Below are 16,309 nucleotides of genomic sequence, written 5' to 3' on the forward strand. Positions count from 1 at the left end.
GCGAAAGGTGACGTTCATGCTTTTTGGTAAAACAATCCTGGTGACCGGCGTGGCTTCCGGCATCGGCGCCCGCACGGCCGAGTTGGCCGGCCAGATGGGTGCCGAGGTCATCGGCGTCGATGTGCGCGAGCCGGCGGGTGGAAGTGCAGCCTTCATCAAGGGCGATCTGTCCACCCCATCAGGCGTTGCCGACATCGTCGCGCAGTTGCCGGCGCGCCTCGACGCGCTTGCCAATGTCGCCGGCCTTTCCGGCAGCACCGGTGTCGCCTCGACGCTCGCCGTCAATTTCTACGGCCTTCGCGCCCTGTCCGAAGCCGTGGCACCCCGCCTGCGCGAAGGCGGCGCCATCGTCAACGTCGCCTCGATCGCCGGCTATGGCTGGCGCGCCAATCTCGAGCGGGCAAAATCACTTACATCAGTCGAAGGCTTTCCCGACGTGGCGGCGGTTGTGGCCGAACACGGCCTCAAGGACGAAGAGGGCTACCCGCTCTCCAAGGAACTGCTGCTGCTTTGGACCATGCGCGCCGCCCATCAGCCGCTGTTCAAAAACCGCGGCATCCGGGTCAATGCGGTCAGCCCCGGGCCGGTGGAAACGCCGATCCTCAAACAGTTCCGCGCCGTTCTCGGCGATGCCAGGGTCGATAGCGACATCACCCGCGTCGGCCGGGCCGGCACCTCAGCCGATATCGCCCCCGCCGTACTCTTCCTCTGCTCGGATGGCGCGCGCTGGGTCAACGGCACCAACATTGCCGTCGACGGCGGCCTTGAAGCGTCCATCAACGCCGAAGTCCTCGGCTTCTAGTTCTTGTTCCCAGGAGATCTCCGATGAATATTTCCCTCCTCATAAACGGCGCCGACCGCGCAGCCTCCACCGGCCGGACCTATGATCGTATCGATCCCTTCACCGAGAAGCTCGCAACCCGTGCCGCAGCGGCGGACCTGGACGACGTTGCCGCAGCCGTCAGTGCCGCCTCCGCTGCCTTCGGCGCCTGGTCGAAGACCGGCCCCGGCCAGCGCCGCGCCATCCTGATGAAGGCTGCCGACATCATGGATTCCAAAGTCGGCGAATTTACCCGGCTGATGATCGAGGAGACGGGCGCAACCGCGCCCTGGGCCGGCTTCAATGTCATGCTCGCCGCCAATATCCTGCGCGAGGCCGGCGCCATGACGACGCAGATCACCGGCGAAATCATCCCTTCCGACAAGCCCGGCACGCTCGCCATGGGTGTTCGCCAGGCGGCCGGCGTCTGCCTGGCAATTGCCCCCTGGAACGCGCCCGTCATCCTCGCCACCCGCGCCATCGCCATGCCGATCGCCTGCGGCAACACCGTCATCCTCAAGGCATCCGAACAATGCCCCGGCACGCATCGGCTGATTGCCACCGCGCTGACGGAAGCAGGGCTGCCCGCCGGCGTCATCAACGTCCTCACCAACGCGCCGGAAGATGCGCCTGAGATCGTCGCCGCGCTGATTGCCCATCCGGCCGTCAAGCGCGTGAACTTCACCGGCTCGACCAAGGTTGGCAAGATCATCGCCGAGACCTGCGGCAGATATCTCAAACCCGCCCTTCTCGAGCTCGGCGGCAAGGCGCCGCTCGTCATCCTCGACGACGCCGATATCGACGGTGCCGTCAATGCCGCCATTTTCGGCGCCTTCATGCATCAGGGGCAGATCTGCATGTCGACGGAGCGGATCATCGTCGACGAGACGATCGCCGATCAGTTCGTCGCCAAACTGGCCGCCCGCGCCAGCCAGCTACCGGCCGGCGATCCGCGGGGCCACGTCGTTCTCGGCTCGCTGATCAGCCTCGATGCAGCCAAGAAAATGGAGGAGCTGATCGCCGACGCGACGGCCAAGGGGGCCAAGCTCGTGGCCGGCGGCAAGCGTTCGGGCACCGTGGTCGAGGCGACGCTGCTCGATCACGTCACGCCCGAGATGCGGGTCTATGCGGAGGAATCCTTCGGTCCGGTCAAGCCGATCATTCGTGTTGCCGGTGAGGAGGAAGCCATCCGCATCGCCAACGACACCGAGTACGGCCTGTCCTCCGCCGTCTTCAGCCGTGACATCCAGCGGGCAATGTCGGTTGCGGCGCGCATCGAATCCGGCATCTGCCACGTCAACGGCCCGACGCTGCATGACGAGGCGCAAATGCCCTTCGGCGGCGTCAAAGGCAGCGGCTACGGCCGCTTCGGCGGCAAGGCGGCAATCGCCGAATTCACCGACCTGCGCTGGATCACGGTAGAGGATTCCGCCCAGCACTATCCTTTCTGAGGCTGAGAGGCATCACCGGCGAAGCGATAGAGCGTCCTGTCGGAGACGCGACGCTCTATTGCATTGCGGTGCGGTCAGCCCGGCGAACGGTCGGCATACCGGCGCCACGGCGACCGTTCAGATCGAGAAGTCGTCCAGGGCGTCGGCAAGCTTCAGCCAGAGATCGTGGGGCGGCGAGGGAATTGGCTGCGCATCTTCGTCGGGGATCCGCACTCCGAAAGCACCCCCCTTCGATCGGAAAGCGGTCAGCATCCGGCCGAATTTTGTCGCCTTATCCGTGAACCGTTCTGAACCTTGCTCTCCCAGCACCGAGCGGATCGTGGCCACGGCCAGATTGAAGTTCTTCTGCAATTGTCCAAATGCGCCGCGGTGCTTGGCCCGCACGCTGATGCGGAGATCTCCCTGGGCAAAAGCGGCCATTGCATCGTTGAAATCGGACAGGTTGCCGTCGATCGACGAAATCAGCTCATTGAGGATGACAGCCGAACGACGAAGATCCGGATCCGCGTAGTCGGCGTTCATTCGCCGTCGGAGATCCCCGTTCATGGCAGCATTGGCCAATGCCGCGATTTCGGCGCAGAATCTGGCTTTCTGATCTGCGAAATCCGTGACCGCCTCGCCGGTGTCGGGATGATCAGCTCGATCCTGATGCGCTTTATTCCGTCCGGAGCTGTTGGTTGTCTCGACCATGCGCACCGAACCTTAGCGCAACGCGCCACGGGCATGAGACCCGTGGTGAATCATCAGAGCGCAAATGCCATGGATCATGTCTTATTCCCGTTTGCATGCCGAACAATTGCGCCGCTGCCGCCTGTGACCGAGCCGGTATCATCCGTTGACAGACAGCGATCCCATCCAAGGCGGCAACGTTTAAGAAAATCCTTCGGCACCCCGCAGCCCCCGTATTTTCTCGCGCAGAACGGACAGAATAGACGTGTTTTGACTATTGGCCGGTCGCTTGCAGCGCGCAGGCCGGCTTTCGTGCCTTCTCCCCACTGCTGCTAAAAGAGAAGCTCGCCGATGGAGAGCTTTCTCAGGGCGACGGCGATATTGGCAAGCAGCGCTTCCTTTTTCGGGCCACGGTCGGGATAGCGGGTCATGTTGTCGCCATTGTGCATGAAGACATATCCGCCGCGGCCGGTCCGGGTCGGATATTGCCATATCCAGTCCGCCGGCTTCGGATCGTGCTCGGGGCCGATATCGGTCAGCCAGATCGCTCCGGGCGGCGGGTCGGTCCAGCCGCGCGCATATTGGCCGAAAATTCCCTTCCACGCGTCGAAGCCGTCGCCGAGATCGGAGAAGATGCCGAAGCGGTCGTCGCGCAGGCGGACTTTGATGTTGGCGAAGGGACGCGGCGGCACGGCATGGAACGGCGCCATGAAGGGCAGCCACGGCTGGCACGGTTCGGCCGCGATGATCAGGTCTCCACCGCGCTCCAGAAATGCCAGGAGATCGTTCGCCCGGCTCTTGAGGAAGAACTCGTCATGGCTGCTTGGAATGTAGAGCGTATCCGTGCCGTCGAGAAGGTCGGGACCGAGCTGATAAAGCGGAGCGAACAATGTCTCGAAACCGGTGTGCCGGAGGCTTTCCTCCAGCCCGTCGGGATGCCACTCCGACGGGACGTGCGAGCATTGCAGATAGGTGAAGCGATTTCTCGCGGGCCGCTCGATGCCGAGCTCGCGGTTCAGCCAGGGATAGAAGGAGCGCAGAAAACGCGTGGTCGCCGGCATGAAGCGCTGGCCGTTGTGCGAATGGGGGTCCAGCGTTGCGAGCAGCAAACGCCCGCCGCCCGGCAGCGCGGGAAAATCGAGAAACAGGCTGCCGCGCCCATCGTCGATCTCGAGGATCGAGCGCGCGCCTTCAGGAACATTGTAGGAGCCGCCCCAGTGCCAGCTCATATGCGAGAGCGGCATGCTTTCGGTGATCGGGTGGTGCGGCTCGGAGAGGCTGACCTCCAGTCTTTCGCCCTTCGTCCACCACAGCCAATCGCGGCAATTTCCCGGCGTCCATTCCAACCCTGGAATATCGATCCAGTCGGCATGCCCCTGCAGGCAGACGACGAGAAAACCGCCGCCGTGGAGATAGGCGTTCAGCTGCTCTGCATGCGGCTGCGGTGCCGCCGCATCCATCGCATCCGGCATGACCACGGCGGCGTAGGACGACAGGTCGAGCCTGGGCAGATCGTTGATGTAGATGAGATCGTCGATATAGTGACGGAAATCCTGGAAGCTGCGCAGCTGCCAGCTATTGCCCCAATGGATATAGGCGATGCCTTTTCCGGGCCTTATTGCTTCAGCCATCGAAACGGGCTCCCTCATGCCGGAACACGGGCGCATAGGTGTGTTTGGCGAGCCCATCGAAATCGGCGCGCGCGATCGGCAGGTCGTAGAGGTCGCTCAGATTTCCGGCGCTGAGCGCATCCGCAGTCGGGCCGCAGACATAGCTGCTGCCGCTGGTCATCAGCAGGACATCGCTGGCAATCTCCACCGCGTGCTGCGGCATGTGGGTGGAAAAGGCGATGGTCATGCCATGCCTGTCCCTGAGCTGCTCGAGCAGGCACAGAACCTTGTCCTGGTTCTTGTAGTCGAGTGCCGCGCAGGGTTCGTCGAGAATCAGGAGCTCACATTCCGATGCCAACGCCTGAGCGATCATGACAAGCTGGCGCTGGCCGCCGCTCAACGAATTGAAGGCCTGCGGTTCGAGATGTTCGATAGCGAGCATGTGGAAATAGTGCCGCGCCAGCTCATAATCCCTCCTGCCCGGCGAACCGAACAGGCCGAGGTGGCGCGCCCTTCCCATCAGGACGATATCGAGAGCGGAATAGGAAAACGGCACTTCGAAGAGCTGCGGCACGAAACCCACCTGCCCGCCGATCGAAAGCCGCCCCGACTTCGGCTTGATGACGCCGATCAGCGTATTGATCAGCGTCGTCTTGCCGACGCCATTGGCGCCGAGCACGGCCAGAATCCGCCCGCGCTCCAGGCTGAGGCTGTAATTGCTGAGGATGGTTTTGCCGCCGCGCTCGACGGTGAGATCGCTTGCCTCAATCACTGGACCAGCCTCCCTTGGCATGCAGGCGGCGCAGGATCACCGCGAAAACGGGAACCCCGATCAGCGCGGTGATGATGCCGAGCGGGATCTCGGCCGTGCTCACCGTGCGCGCGAGATTGTCGACCATCAGCAGATAGATCGCGCCGATGACGCCGGAGACCGGCAGCAGCCGTTGATGATCGGCGCCGACGAGCGCGCGGGCGACATGCGGGATGACGAGGCCGACCCAGCCGATGATGCCCGATGTCGCAACCACGCCCGCCGAAATCAGCGCCGACGCAAGCAGGATGATCCATTGCACCAGCACCACCTTCGTGCCGAGCGCCCTCGCCTTTTCCTCGCCGAGCGACATGATGTTGATCTGGAAGCGCAGGAGATAGATCGCCATGGCGGACGGCACCACCGCCACCGTCATCAGAAGAACGTCCCAATAGCTGCTGGAGGCGATGCTGCCCATCAGCCAATAGGTGATGGCCGGCAGTTTCTGGAAGGGATCGGCCAGCAGCTTGGCAATTGAGATCGCCGCCGAAAAGAAGGCCGATATGACGACGCCCGCCAGAACCAGCGTCAGCATGCTCGTGCGCCCGCGCACCGTCGACAACAGCTTGACGAGAAAAATGCTGGCGATGCCGAAGAGGAACGCCATGCTCAACAGAAGATAGCCCTGCAATCCGATGAGGATCGCCAGCGTCCCGCCGAAACCGGCCCCCGACGTCACGCCGATGATGCCGGGATCCACCAGCGGATTGCGGAAGAGGCCCTGTAGCGCCGCGCCCGAAATGGACAGGCCGAAGCCGATGATGACGGCCGCTATGATGCGCGGTAGGCGGACCTGCTCGACCACCACCTCCTGCACCGGATCCCAATAGGGCGTGACCAGCGGGTGGACGTTGTCGATCAGGATATAGGCGACATCCCGGACCGACAGGTCGTAGCGGCCGATCGTTACCGAATAGAGCACGGTTGCGACCAGCAGGCCGATCAGAACGGGAAGGACGGAAACCGAAGCCAGTTTCCGCCCTGCCAAGCCTAGCGCGGCCACGCTGGCGCGGGGCTCAGCCGAAGAGTTCGACATACTTGTCCGCCGGCGCATTGCTTTCGGATTCAATGATCGCCTTCAACTGATCGTCCGTCAGTTCGGCGCCGTAGATCAGCTGGTAGACGTCGCGGATCTGCTTTCGAAAATCCGGCGCGAAATCGGCGCCATGAGCAACGGCGGCCAGCCATTCAGACGTCAGGAAGATCTCCGGCGCATCGGGCGTGCGGGCAAAGACCGGCTGTTTGTAGACGCGCTTCTCCTTGACCGCCTTGAGATTGGCAAGGACCGGGTTGTCGAAGAAATCCTTCGGATTGAGGTCGGTCGCATAGGCGGGAATGACTATGATGTCGGGGTTCCAGACCAGCAGCTGTTCGAAATCGACGGTGCGCCACCATTCACCCGATTTGTCGGCCGCCGGATTGGTCACGCCGCTGAGCGAGAGGTTCTGCGAACCGTTGGCGATGACCTGGATCTGATCGGCCACCTTGTCGATATGCAGGACGGAGGGAAAGGCCGATTTGTCGAGCTTGGCGACCTTGCCGTCGAGTGTCTTCAACGTGTCGGCCTGCGCCTTCAGGATCGCCTGGGCGCGGTCGTTGCGGCCGGTCATGGCGCCGGTCAGCGAGATATAGTCGAGCCGGTCCTGCTCGGTGCAGCACCGCCAGGCGACGACGGTGAGGCCGGCGCGCTCCAGGGGCTCAATGAGCTTTTCACTATGGTTCCACTGAATGACCGCGTCCGGCTTCTGCGCCAGGATCGCCTCGACATTCGGCACGAAACCATCCTGGGCGGCGCTGGCATTGATCTTCGCCATTTCGGGCAGCATCTCGGCATAGATGCCCTTGGTGAAATAACGCGTGAGCGAATCCTTGTTCATGCCGGCGATATTGTCCGCCTTCTCATCCACGGCGCGATAGATGATCGGCGCGGAGCGAACGATCGTGACCACCCGTTCCGGTGGTTTCTCGAAAGTGATGGTTTTTCCGCGGTGATCGACTAACGAACTTTCGGCATGCAGCGTTGCCGGCAGGAAAAACGACAGGGACATTGCCAAGGCGGAAAAAGCCTTGAGACGGCTGGACATGGATCACTCCTTTGACTGGCACTCCGGCCCCTTGGCACTCGGAGCGCCGGAGGTGGCAGGATAAATAACATGAGCTCCATAGTCATGTTATTTGCGACTGTCCAGCGCAAGTTGGGTCCGGTGAGCCCCCTCCGCCACTCTCGTTGAAAAGCGCTACGATGGGTCATCCTTGCAGTTGCCACTATCGCGATCGATGCGAGTTCAGTTCACCAACCATTGGGTGATCCGTTTGGCCGCCGCCCGCTTGCGGCCCACACGAATGTCGGCAGCGCCGGTGTCGAAATCCAGGCCGTTCTGCTCACGCAGCTGTCTCAGCCATGTCGGAAAGGCATGCAGATTTCCGCGCCCAAGAAGGGGAAAACCGAGATCGTTCCGGTAGTTCTTCTTTTCGCTTTCCGAGAATTCTCCGCGCTCGGCGATGCGCGCGTTCAGCTCCCACTGCCAGTCAGGGTTCGGGCGGATATGCAATCGCACAACGTTCTTGGCGATCAGCGGATGGCCTTCGGCGCCGCGCAGTGGCACCGCAATATGGATCTCCCAGTCCTCATCGTCGCTGAACGGCAGCTCCAGCCTCTGCGCCAGAGCGACGGATTCGGTGGCATTGCGGCGCGCAAGCTCGATGTCGTTGAGCTGCTGCGCCAGCAAACGAAAACGCTCCTCGTCGGCCTCCGCATCCGGCAGAACCGCCTCGACATAGCGGTGCAGGATCGCCAGCTGCTCGACCCGCCGCATAAGATCGTATTTGCCCTCGACCATATCGGCAACGAGATCGGCACGGGTCGCCTTGTTGAGCAGGCAGATGAACGCCATGCCCCAGAAGCGAAGATTGGTGACGTCGTAGAGATCTTCGCCGTAGCGCCGATCGTGGCGATAGCCCAGATGCCGGAAAGTTTCGAGAATGCGCACCGCCTCATCAGCGAAGGGAACAAACTTTGCCTTCTTGTCGCGCTGGGCGGGCATCGTCGTATAATTGCCGACCTGCGCAATGAGCCTGAGGCGCGCCTTCAGCGCCTTGGCCGAGATCGTCTCGCCGCTCGGCAGGACGCCGGCATCGTCGAAACCGAAGACGAACAGCAGTTGATGCCGCCGCGACATCGCAATGACGCCGCCAAGATCGAGAAAGGGCAGCATGCGCCGGTAGGCCTCGACCAGCAGCGGCATGTCCTTCTCTCCGACCGAAGGGGCTCCGCCGGCAACGCGCATGAAATGAAAATAGAAATCGATTTGCTCGTTCGGATCGAGCAGCCCGGAAGCTTTGGTCGCCAAGGGCCTGATCCGATGATGATTGGCAGGCCAGAACTTCCCCTGCCGCCGATCGGCAAAGGCTTCGTTTTCGTCGGCGATGAATGTTCGCAAGAGCTTTGCCTCGGTGTCGGTCATGGTGTGTTCCTGTTGATCAGAAATTCATGTCCGATCGTACGAACAGCTTCGAGATGTCCAAAGGGTCCTCGACCACCCTGCTTCGGATCGATATAGCGTTCGAGCGTAAAGGATCCTATCTGCGACAGCACGCCCAGATATTCGATGAAGCCGCCGATTGAAAAATCCTTGGCAGCGCCATCGCCGCCAAGGCGGAAATGCGGGACCATGGTGTAGACCTGATCAGCGCTGATCGGCCCGAGACGCCGACGCACCGCATCGAAAACGGGCTTGCCTGATGTAGCATCCACCCAGCCACGACCATCGAAAACGCTGGCGTCCACGGCGGCAGCTACCGCCATATCATCGTCGAAGGGGGGGTATGCCCTCAATGACGTGGATGGTAATGTCGGTGGTCGTGACGGTGCCGAGATTCATCTTGAGCGTGATCAGCTTGAATTTCGGATGCCAGACGCTGACTTCGCCGAATGCATCCCGCATGAAGGGCACCATTCTCGCGACGTCGAATTCCGGATCGCCTGCAAACAGCGTATGCAGAACAGGCATGATCGGCTCGGGATCGCAGATCCAGAAAAGTCCGTCGCGCCATTGCCCGCGACCATGCTCAACCCAGAAATCAACCATGGCATCAGGCAGCTTCCCGCGATAGCCCACGGCCTGCGAAGCAGAAACCGTCATACCATCTTTAAGTGGTCCGAATTCATCCAGTATTTCCTGTAAGGGGCGCCGAGGTGTAGCAGACATATTGGCTCCAGATGCTCATCAGCCGCTCGATATGGTCAGGGCGATCCTTTGTCGCCGCCATCTTTGCCCAGCGCGGACCGCCGACCAAAAGCGCAAAATACCGGTCATCCGCCATGCCTGCAGCGTAAAGCGACGGCTTCCCTGCTCCGTAAAGCTCCTCGAGATCTTCGTCGTCGTCAGGGGCGTCGGTCATCGAGATTTAGGCGGCACCCCTTTGAAATCGCGTTCCAGCAACTCAGGCGGAATTTCGATATCTGTCCAGCGATCACCGTCGAAGGTGTGAACGCCATGTTTTGAATCGAAGTAATACAAGACATCATCGACGGCCTGGACTTTGAGCGGGTTCGGAATGTTGCGATTGATGCTCGGATCAATGACGGGTTTCAAAGGCGACAGCAGATGTCCGTCGAACCAATGCAAAGCGTAGTCTGAGGCTATCACCATCCGATCCTTGAATTTCGTAATCGAATGCAGCTTTTCATTGTTTCCCTTGAAAGAAACATCCCGAAAGCCATGTTCGGCATTCCCGCACAAAATGACGCCATTACCGCCGACGGCCCAGACCTTCTCTGGGGACTCGATGAAAATGTCCGAAAGCGTAGCTGGCTCTGGATAATACTTCCCCGAGCGCGGTTTGACTATGATCCGCCATTCTTGCCCGTTCCAATGATAAAGACGGCCTTCCAGGACACGGCTTGAGCCCTCCGAGGCTCGTCGAATGGCTGCGGCCTCTTCATTTCGGCCGGCTAGGTAGAGGCGCCCCATCTCCTCCTCTTCTTCGTCCGTTAATTCCCTGTTTGTGCTTGTCGGCGAATAGGTCACATTCATATAGAGATCGCTCTCGGTCCAGCCATTCAGATTGCCGAAAACGAGGTAATCGTATGTTTCTGGTGCTTGCGGCAGCTTTTCCTTGTGGAACCAGGCTATGTCGTTCTCGACCAGACGATAAAGCTGCGAGTGATAGCCGGTTATGAACAGCGCATCCCCAATCAGGGCGATGGAATTGACGTATCCAAGATCGGTCGCATCGTCGGAATAGACGCCAGCGCCGACTATTTTACGATGCGAGGAGTCCTTGCCCATGGGCAGCGTATAAACATCGCCTTCATCGCTGAGAGCATAGATGATCGGCCGTCCATTCTCTCCAATTCTACCGGCAAGATCATCGATCTTACGCGGGACGTCGGAACGGGACCATGGCTGTTCCAACCCACCTTCGTGAACCAGGACGTAGGAATACATATCCTCATAATCCTTGCCGCTGAACACGACGCAGAACGTGTCTTTCCCCAGAGCAAGGGCTCGATCAAGGCGTAGGGGATCGTACGGTTTCATATTTCTTACCTCAATAAGTGCCGGCTTTTAGGACATCGATTACACCTTGTCCGCCCGGCAATCGGGGAGGTCGTAGCGTAGTGCGGCCAGGTTGCCTAAATTTGATATTAACTTGCGCGTCCGCCGCATCCTTTGCCATTTTTTTACATTTCTCGGGCAGCCCCTCGATCCGATCAATCGCCTTGTGTGCCTCATCTCTGATTTTACCAAGCGGAGCCGTTCCCTGAGGGTTATAGTTCTGTCCCAAACTCGCGAGAGCCGGATTGAGCGACTTGTGAACGGCATCGTCGTCCGTTCTGTGCATGCCTGGCGACAGGCAAATAGCCTGTCCCTGATTATAGGTAGGCGAATTGGGAATACGCCCGGCGGTGGACTCTTTTTCTGTCTGCGTTTCCGGAGCCGTGCCCAGACGATATACCATATCCGGAATGATATGATGCGCCTCGCCCGGGCAGATCGTCTCGACATATTTGTAGGGGCCAACAATACATGGCCATTCACCCTCATCGACATCTACCCGGACACCTTGACCAACGGCCGCTTCAAGCCTTTTAGAGTTCAGGACGGCTTCTGTCGCTTCTCGCGCTTCTTGTTTCCTAACTTCTTGCAGCTCCATTTTCAGTTGATTGAGAGCCTCGTCCTCCGTCATCGGCGCGAAGAAATTTCGCTTTATGAAGCTGGTTCCACCAAGATTTTCGGAATAATTTGACAGCGCCTGAAGTTCACGGCGATTGCTCGGATCGACCACTGTACCTTGTTCTTCAAGGCTATTTCGCAAGCGCCAAAGTCTGCTGCCAGCGTAATATTGATTTTGTATCTCTCCGAGAGCAATTGCGGCTCCAGCTAATCCACCGCCCGGAATGGGACGGCCAAAATTACCTTTGCGTCCAAGCGAGGAACCGCTTTTAGGCTGTGTCGCGCCTTGCTCTGCCTGCCGCGCCATGAATTCACGTAACAACCTCTGCCCTTCAGGGGAAGTGGCATCAAACGCAAGCTGTATCGGCTTCTGGGCTGCCAATGATCCCATTATAGGATCGTCATCCGCAGGCGGATCATAGGTCTCAGTCCCACGCACGAAGATCGCTTCGCCCTGGGTATTCCGATTGTTCATCCAGAAGCGGTCGAGATGCCGGATGACGTGAGAACCCTCGGCGCGCACCTGGTCGGCATGCCCGATCGGCTCGCAGACATTTCCCACAGTACCGGATTTGAATCCCTTTTTCGTTCCCGGTGCATCGCCGTGGACGTGGGTCGTACAGGACCGCAGGGCCATTGCCTTCTTGCCGGTAAAGCGGACAGATGGCGTGTAGTCTTTGTCGTGCCCGCAATAGTCGACGATCGGGTACGGGATGGAAACAACCGAGGAGCCGACCGGCGTCAGGCATACATCCGGCGATAGCGAGACGATCTTTGCCTCGTCAAGATCACGCAAACCTTCGCGCGGCTGCTTCGTCGTCCAGGGCGTGGGATAGTCGGGCTCGCCAACATAATTGTCGCGCGGGATGCTCATGCCGCTGCTCCATCGGGACGAGCATCAGCCACACCGGTGGGCAACAGATGCCTTGTTCTAAAGATCAGGATGCTCAATCCGCTCCCACTCATTCCCATCGAAGCGGAAAATATCCTTCTGACCGACAACCCAAAGAACATCACCGACAGCCCCCGCATAGAAAATGTATTCACCGCGCAGCTTAGGGAGAGCGGGGGAAAACCGGCGCAGATCGGACGTGCCGGGCGCGAGTTCGAACAGGCCGCCCGGGCGAACGCTCGACGGCAATATCAGCTTGCCTCGATAGGGCGTAATCATATGAAAAAGATTGAGCTGTTGACGCAGATTGACTGGCGTGAACCCGCGTGCATAGCTGCCGTGCAGCAGCACGCCCTCCCGTCCGCAGATCCAGACGCTATCCACGTGCTCAATGTGGATGCCCGTCAGCGCTGCTTCCTCAAGATAGACCTTCAGCTCATGCAGCTCCGAACCGTCCCAGAAATAGAGGACGGGCCGGGGCCCCTCTGATCCGCATAGATATATCGCATCCTCCGAAAAGCCTTTGATAGCGTTCAAAGAAATGTTTTTGGGCGCTTGCTTCTGAAAGTCCCTCAGCCAGGAAAGGTAGTCCGGATCATCTGTGCGAGGCCTTCCTTCTTTTTTCTTCTGATAGCTGGCCATGTCGAACAGCAATCTATCAGTCAGAAGGCTCCAACTGTCCCGACCGTGTCGCCGATAGATTTGCCCACCCTGTCCGCATGCATAAAGTTTGCCTCCGACCTGGGTAATTGCTGACATTCGTCCATGTCCTTTAGCGTCTGCCACCCAGGTTCCCGCGCCCGGGATCTTTTCGCGAAAGTTTCCTTTCCACCAAGCGTGATAAACATCCCCCTCAGAAGACAGATAGGTGAGATAGTCGGTCGTAGCGTCGATTTCCGGATTGCTGAATAAGGTGATGTCCTGCATATGGAAATCGAAGTCGTCGTAATACCATTGTTCTCCGATCCGGGCGTCGTGTTCGAAGCGAAAGATGCGGGATTCTGGAGCATAGACGTCAGATCCTGTCATGACGGCATTGATCACGACGACATCATCGGAGCGGGCACAGGCGCGAGTGAATTCTATCATGCTGCTCGCACTCTTAAGGTCTTGCATTTGCACCTCTCTTGGCACCCGTCTGCAACGCATTGAGCGTGTCGCTGGGCAAAGGCGGATACTGTTTGGCTCGCAATAGTTGGTTGGGGTCTCTCCCGGCGAACTCGCCATTGACTGCAGCGATGATCTGCGCGGCACAATCCGGCCGGACGGACGTCATCGCGTCAATAGAGGCATCCTTAACATCATCCAAAGTTGCGGTGAACGGCGGATTGGAATTTCTACCGAGCGCCTCGATCGCCCCATCGGCCAGATGAGCATCGTTATGTTCGGTTCTCTGCGTCCTTGCCTGCCCGACGACGCACATGCTTTGCCCCTGCCAGAAACCGGGCATATTCGGAATTCGTTTTTCACCGACGATCGCTTCCTTGCGGGTGCCATAGCGCAAGGTCCAATCAGGTACGATATGATGGGCCTGCATGCCGATGCTCTTGCAGATCGGCTCCATCTTTTCGTAGGTGTCGATCCGGCATCTTCGCTTTTCACGCTCCTGCTCCACGCGGACGTTTTCCGGCACGGGCAGTGCTGCAGGCGCCCGACGCTCACCGATGCGCTCTGCGTTTTTCCGCAACTGCTCGGCGCTGGGCCACGGCGCCTCGAGCAGGTCGGCGAGATCATCGGGGTCCATCGTGCGAAAATCGAGCGGCACACCGGCCTTCAACGACAGAATGTCATTGGCATTGAGGATGGTCGCATTCCCGGAAAACCATTCCCGCATATGCCAGGGCAAATTGCTGATTTCCTGCGCTTGCGGCGACGTAATAGGGACTTGCCCGCGCAAATGGTCGCCGATCGCCCGAGCCATGACACCATCCGGTCCGACATACCATCGTCCCGCCATGTCGCCGAGTTGGTAGCCGGCTTGCGCAAGGCCGAGCAAACCGAGCACCCGGCCCGCTCCTGTCGGCAAAGGGCGTCCGAAGGTTCCGCGGCGCTGATAAACGTTGTCATTCGCGGCGGGAGGAAAAGGTCGGGTCGTTTGCGGCCGCTGTGGCTGCGGCAGCGGCTTGGGCTGGGTTGCCGGTTGCGCATTTCCTGCCGATTGCTGCGGCGCTACCTTGCGAAGAGCGCTCCCAGCATCCGCGTATTGAGCCCCCATTATCAGCGGTTCGGGTGACGCGTCGCTCACGACCTTGCCTTCGTCACTACCCTTCCAGCGCAGTGAGCCGGGAATGGGATCATCGTCTTCAGGCGGTGCGAATGTCTCGGTACCACGCACAAAATTCGCCTCGCCCTGCGTATTGCGATTGTTCATCCAGAAGCGGTCAAGATGGCGGATGACATGAGATCCCTCGGCTCGAACCTGATCCGCATGCTCGATCGGCTCGCAGATGTCTTCCACCGCGCCTGACTTAACGCCCTTGCGATTGCCCGGAGCGTCGCCATGGACATGCGTGGTGCAGGAGCGCATGACCATGGCTTTCTTGCCAGTGAAGCGGACGGATGGCGTATAGCCCTTGTCGTGCCCACAATAGTCGACGATCGGGTATGGTATGGGAACGACCGAAGAACCTATCGGCGTCAGGCATACATCCGGCGACAGCGAAACGATCCGTGCCTCATCGATATCGCGGAGCCCTTCGCGCGGCTGCTTCGTCGTCCAGGGCGTGGGGTAGTCGGGCTCGCCGACATAGTTGTCGCGCGGGATGCTCATGCCGCTGCTCCGTCGGGATGAGCATCAGCCGCCGCTTTGACTTGAACCCGCGTCAACGTAAGCGATGTTTGGCCTGCCTCCTGAAGCGGAAAGCGCGTCCGCCAGGTCAGCATCACTCGATTGTCGTTCCGCCAGTCGAAATGCACGCCGTCCAGCGAGAGCAGATACCACTCATCGCGCTCCTGGCCGACACATCGGACGCCCAGCGTGATCCCCGGCAGTCGCCCTGCGGCTTGGGCGAAGCTAGGGTGGAGATGATCCAATTGGTAGTCTTCGTCCCCGGTCAGATAGGGGGCCGCAACGAGATCCGGATGAGCGCTTTGCCAGAAGCGTGCGTCGAAATCCCTAGGCAGAAGCGGGTGGCGCTCATTGAGCCAGACATCGTCATAGGTGCCGGCATGTTGCTGGCGGAACCGCCACCAGGGCGATACCAGACCCAGTCCCTGGGGCTCGGTCGGCGCGCGCCAGTTCAGCGTCTGTCCCGGCAACGTGATTTGCGGTGCAGCGACAGGGGCATGATCCCACGGCATGTCGAGATTGACGATGCCGCAGCCGAGCGGATTGCGCGCTTCGACATCGGCGGGTGTTTCGGTTTCCGGGTCGCCCGTACCGGGAATTTGACCGCCATAAGCCTTGCTCCAGCAGATCGGCACCGAAGATGCCGGTTCTGCTTCGCTCAGATGCCAATCCGCCAGCACCCGCTTGGCTTCCCTTGCCGAAAAGCCGGCCCATTTTTCCTTGATGACGGGGCGCCAGAAGCGCGCGCCATGGACTTCAAGCCTTTTGGAGAGCTGTCCGACGCGCAGACCGACCTGCCATGACGATGCTGGAGTGCTGCCCGGCGCATAGGCATTGCCGAGGAAAGTGATGTCGGTGCCGACCTTCTCTGGTGTGAGATCGGTCTGACGCAGGAGAGGGCCGGCATGGGGATCACCTTCATAGGCGTCCTCCCATTGGAAGTCTTCCTGCTCGCGACGTAACCGCAATCTGTCGTTTTGAACATGTTCGAACGTGCCACGAACCGACACGACACAATCCAAGTCCCCGTTCGCATCGAACTGCCGAAAGGCCATAGCCGGAAAGGGAAGCCGGTTGATCAGTTCCAAG

General features: G+C 59.9%; 16 protein-coding genes. 2 read left to right on the top strand and 14 right to left on the bottom strand.

The features are described 5' to 3' along the window. Positions 1-16 precede the first annotated feature (16 nt). Both FHT69_RS27990 and FHT69_RS27995 read left to right on the top strand, forming a co-directional pair. Positions 17-802: a coniferyl-alcohol dehydrogenase gene (locus tag FHT69_RS27990; RefSeq protein ID WP_183906251.1), complete on the top strand. Its 786-nt coding sequence runs from the start codon at positions 17-19 to the stop codon at positions 800-802. A gap of 23 nt (positions 803-825) precedes the next feature. Further along, entirely contained in the window at positions 826-2,271 is a 1,446-nt protein-coding gene (locus tag FHT69_RS27995; RefSeq protein ID WP_183906252.1) for an aldehyde dehydrogenase, read from the top strand. A 117-nt stretch (positions 2,272-2,388) separates the two neighbouring features. Here FHT69_RS27995 and FHT69_RS28000 read toward each other — a convergent pair whose 3' ends face one another. The 14 genes from FHT69_RS28000 to FHT69_RS28060 form a co-directional block, all read right to left on the bottom strand. Next, positions 2,389-2,961, bottom strand: a complete 573-nt coding sequence (locus FHT69_RS28000; RefSeq protein ID WP_183906253.1) for a methyl-accepting chemotaxis protein — start codon at positions 2,959-2,961, stop codon at positions 2,389-2,391. 311 nt (positions 2,962-3,272) lie between these two features. Further along, positions 3,273-4,571, bottom strand: a complete 1,299-nt coding sequence (locus FHT69_RS28005) for a DUF4350 domain-containing protein (RefSeq protein ID WP_183906254.1) — start codon at positions 4,569-4,571, stop codon at positions 3,273-3,275. After that, positions 4,564-5,322 carry an ABC transporter ATP-binding protein gene (locus FHT69_RS28010; protein WP_082849677.1) on the bottom strand — a complete coding sequence of 253 codons (759 nt, stop codon included), beginning with the start codon at positions 5,320-5,322 and terminating at the stop codon, positions 4,564-4,566. The genes FHT69_RS28005 and FHT69_RS28010 overlap by 8 nt, the downstream gene beginning before the upstream one ends. After that, positions 5,315-6,397 (bottom strand): iron ABC transporter permease, encoded by a 1,083-nt coding sequence (locus tag FHT69_RS28015; protein ID WP_210304360.1) that lies wholly within the window; start codon positions 6,395-6,397, stop codon positions 5,315-5,317. The genes FHT69_RS28010 and FHT69_RS28015 overlap by 8 nt, the downstream gene beginning before the upstream one ends. Next, a complete protein-coding gene (locus FHT69_RS28020; RefSeq protein WP_183906255.1) occupies positions 6,378-7,445 on the bottom strand; it encodes an ABC transporter substrate-binding protein in 1,068 nt (355 codons plus the stop codon). The genes FHT69_RS28015 and FHT69_RS28020 overlap by 20 nt, the downstream gene beginning before the upstream one ends. 201 nt (positions 7,446-7,646) lie before the next feature. Beyond that, complete coding sequence (locus tag FHT69_RS28025; RefSeq protein ID WP_183906256.1) at positions 7,647-8,825, bottom strand: hypothetical protein; 1,179 nt, start codon at positions 8,823-8,825, stop codon at positions 7,647-7,649. Beyond that, on the bottom strand, positions 8,822-9,166 hold the full coding sequence (locus FHT69_RS34370) for a DUF1851 domain-containing protein (protein ID WP_246780763.1): 345 nt from the start codon (positions 9,164-9,166) through the stop codon (positions 8,822-8,824). Before FHT69_RS34370 ends, FHT69_RS28025 begins: the two co-directional genes overlap by 4 nt. Position 9,167: 1 nt before the next feature. Then, positions 9,168-9,569 (bottom strand): GAD-like domain-containing protein, encoded by a 402-nt coding sequence (locus FHT69_RS34375; RefSeq protein WP_246780764.1) that lies wholly within the window; start codon positions 9,567-9,569, stop codon positions 9,168-9,170. After that, positions 9,526-9,762: a hypothetical protein gene (locus FHT69_RS28035; RefSeq protein ID WP_183906331.1), complete on the bottom strand. Its 237-nt coding sequence runs from the start codon at positions 9,760-9,762 to the stop codon at positions 9,526-9,528. The genes FHT69_RS34375 and FHT69_RS28035 overlap by 44 nt, the downstream gene beginning before the upstream one ends. Next, positions 9,759-10,904 (bottom strand): hypothetical protein, encoded by a 1,146-nt coding sequence (locus FHT69_RS33980; RefSeq protein ID WP_088930329.1) that lies wholly within the window; start codon positions 10,902-10,904, stop codon positions 9,759-9,761. The genes FHT69_RS28035 and FHT69_RS33980 overlap by 4 nt, the downstream gene beginning before the upstream one ends. A 10-nt stretch (positions 10,905-10,914) precedes the next feature. Then, positions 10,915-12,414: a DUF4150 domain-containing protein gene (locus FHT69_RS34380; protein ID WP_246780765.1), complete on the bottom strand. Its 1,500-nt coding sequence runs from the start codon at positions 12,412-12,414 to the stop codon at positions 10,915-10,917. Positions 12,415-12,471: 57 nt separating this feature from the next. Beyond that, the gene (locus FHT69_RS28050) at positions 12,472-13,548 is read right to left on the bottom strand and encodes a hypothetical protein (RefSeq protein WP_183906332.1); all 1,077 of its coding nucleotides are present in this window, start codon (positions 13,546-13,548) and stop codon (positions 12,472-12,474) included. Next, positions 13,535-15,202: a DUF4150 domain-containing protein gene (locus FHT69_RS28055; protein WP_183906257.1), complete on the bottom strand. Its 1,668-nt coding sequence runs from the start codon at positions 15,200-15,202 to the stop codon at positions 13,535-13,537. Before FHT69_RS28055 ends, FHT69_RS28050 begins: the two co-directional genes overlap by 14 nt. After that, positions 15,199-16,308, bottom strand: coding sequence for a DUF2169 domain-containing protein (locus tag FHT69_RS28060; protein WP_183906258.1), 1,110 nt, complete (start codon positions 16,306-16,308; stop codon positions 15,199-15,201). Before FHT69_RS28060 ends, FHT69_RS28055 begins: the two co-directional genes overlap by 4 nt. Between the last annotated feature and the right edge of the window lies 1 nt (position 16,309).

The sequence above is a fragment of the Rhizobium sp. BK008 genome, assembly GCF_014197345.1.
GTDB lineage: Bacteria > Pseudomonadota > Alphaproteobacteria > Rhizobiales > Rhizobiaceae > Rhizobium > Rhizobium anhuiense.

Bases quoted from the DNA above. Each gene is read 5' to 3' on its own strand.
- FHT69_RS28035 (WP_183906331.1), bottom strand. From the start codon at position 9,762: ATGACCGACGCCCCTGACGACGACGAAGATCTCGAGGAGCTTTACGGA.
- FHT69_RS27990 (WP_183906251.1), top strand. From the start codon at position 17: ATGCTTTTTGGTAAAACAATCCTGGTGACCGGCGTGGCTTCCGGCATC.
- FHT69_RS34375 (WP_246780764.1), bottom strand. From the start codon at position 9,569: ATGTCTGCTACACCTCGGCGCCCCTTACAGGAAATACTGGATGAATTC.
- FHT69_RS28025 (WP_183906256.1), bottom strand. From the start codon at position 8,825: ATGACCGACACCGAGGCAAAGCTCTTGCGAACATTCATCGCCGACGAA.
- FHT69_RS28050 (WP_183906332.1), bottom strand. From the start codon at position 13,548: ATGCAAGACCTTAAGAGTGCGAGCAGCATGATAGAATTCACTCGCGCC.
- FHT69_RS27995 (WP_183906252.1), top strand. From the start codon at position 826: ATGAATATTTCCCTCCTCATAAACGGCGCCGACCGCGCAGCCTCCACC.
- FHT69_RS28000 (WP_183906253.1), bottom strand. From the start codon at position 2,961: ATGGTCGAGACAACCAACAGCTCCGGACGGAATAAAGCGCATCAGGAT.
- FHT69_RS33980 (WP_088930329.1), bottom strand. From the start codon at position 10,904: ATGAAACCGTACGATCCCCTACGCCTTGATCGAGCCCTTGCTCTGGGG.
- FHT69_RS34370 (WP_246780763.1), bottom strand. From the start codon at position 9,166: ATGGCGGTAGCTGCCGCCGTGGACGCCAGCGTTTTCGATGGTCGTGGC.
- FHT69_RS34380 (WP_246780765.1), bottom strand. From the start codon at position 12,414: ATGAGCATCCCGCGCGACAATTATGTTGGCGAGCCCGACTATCCCACG.
- FHT69_RS28055 (WP_183906257.1), bottom strand. From the start codon at position 15,202: ATGAGCATCCCGCGCGACAACTATGTCGGCGAGCCCGACTACCCCACG.
- FHT69_RS28020 (WP_183906255.1), bottom strand. From the start codon at position 7,445: ATGTCCAGCCGTCTCAAGGCTTTTTCCGCCTTGGCAATGTCCCTGTCG.
- FHT69_RS28015 (WP_210304360.1), bottom strand. From the start codon at position 6,397: ATGTCGAACTCTTCGGCTGAGCCCCGCGCCAGCGTGGCCGCGCTAGGC.
- FHT69_RS28005 (WP_183906254.1), bottom strand. From the start codon at position 4,571: ATGGCTGAAGCAATAAGGCCCGGAAAAGGCATCGCCTATATCCATTGG.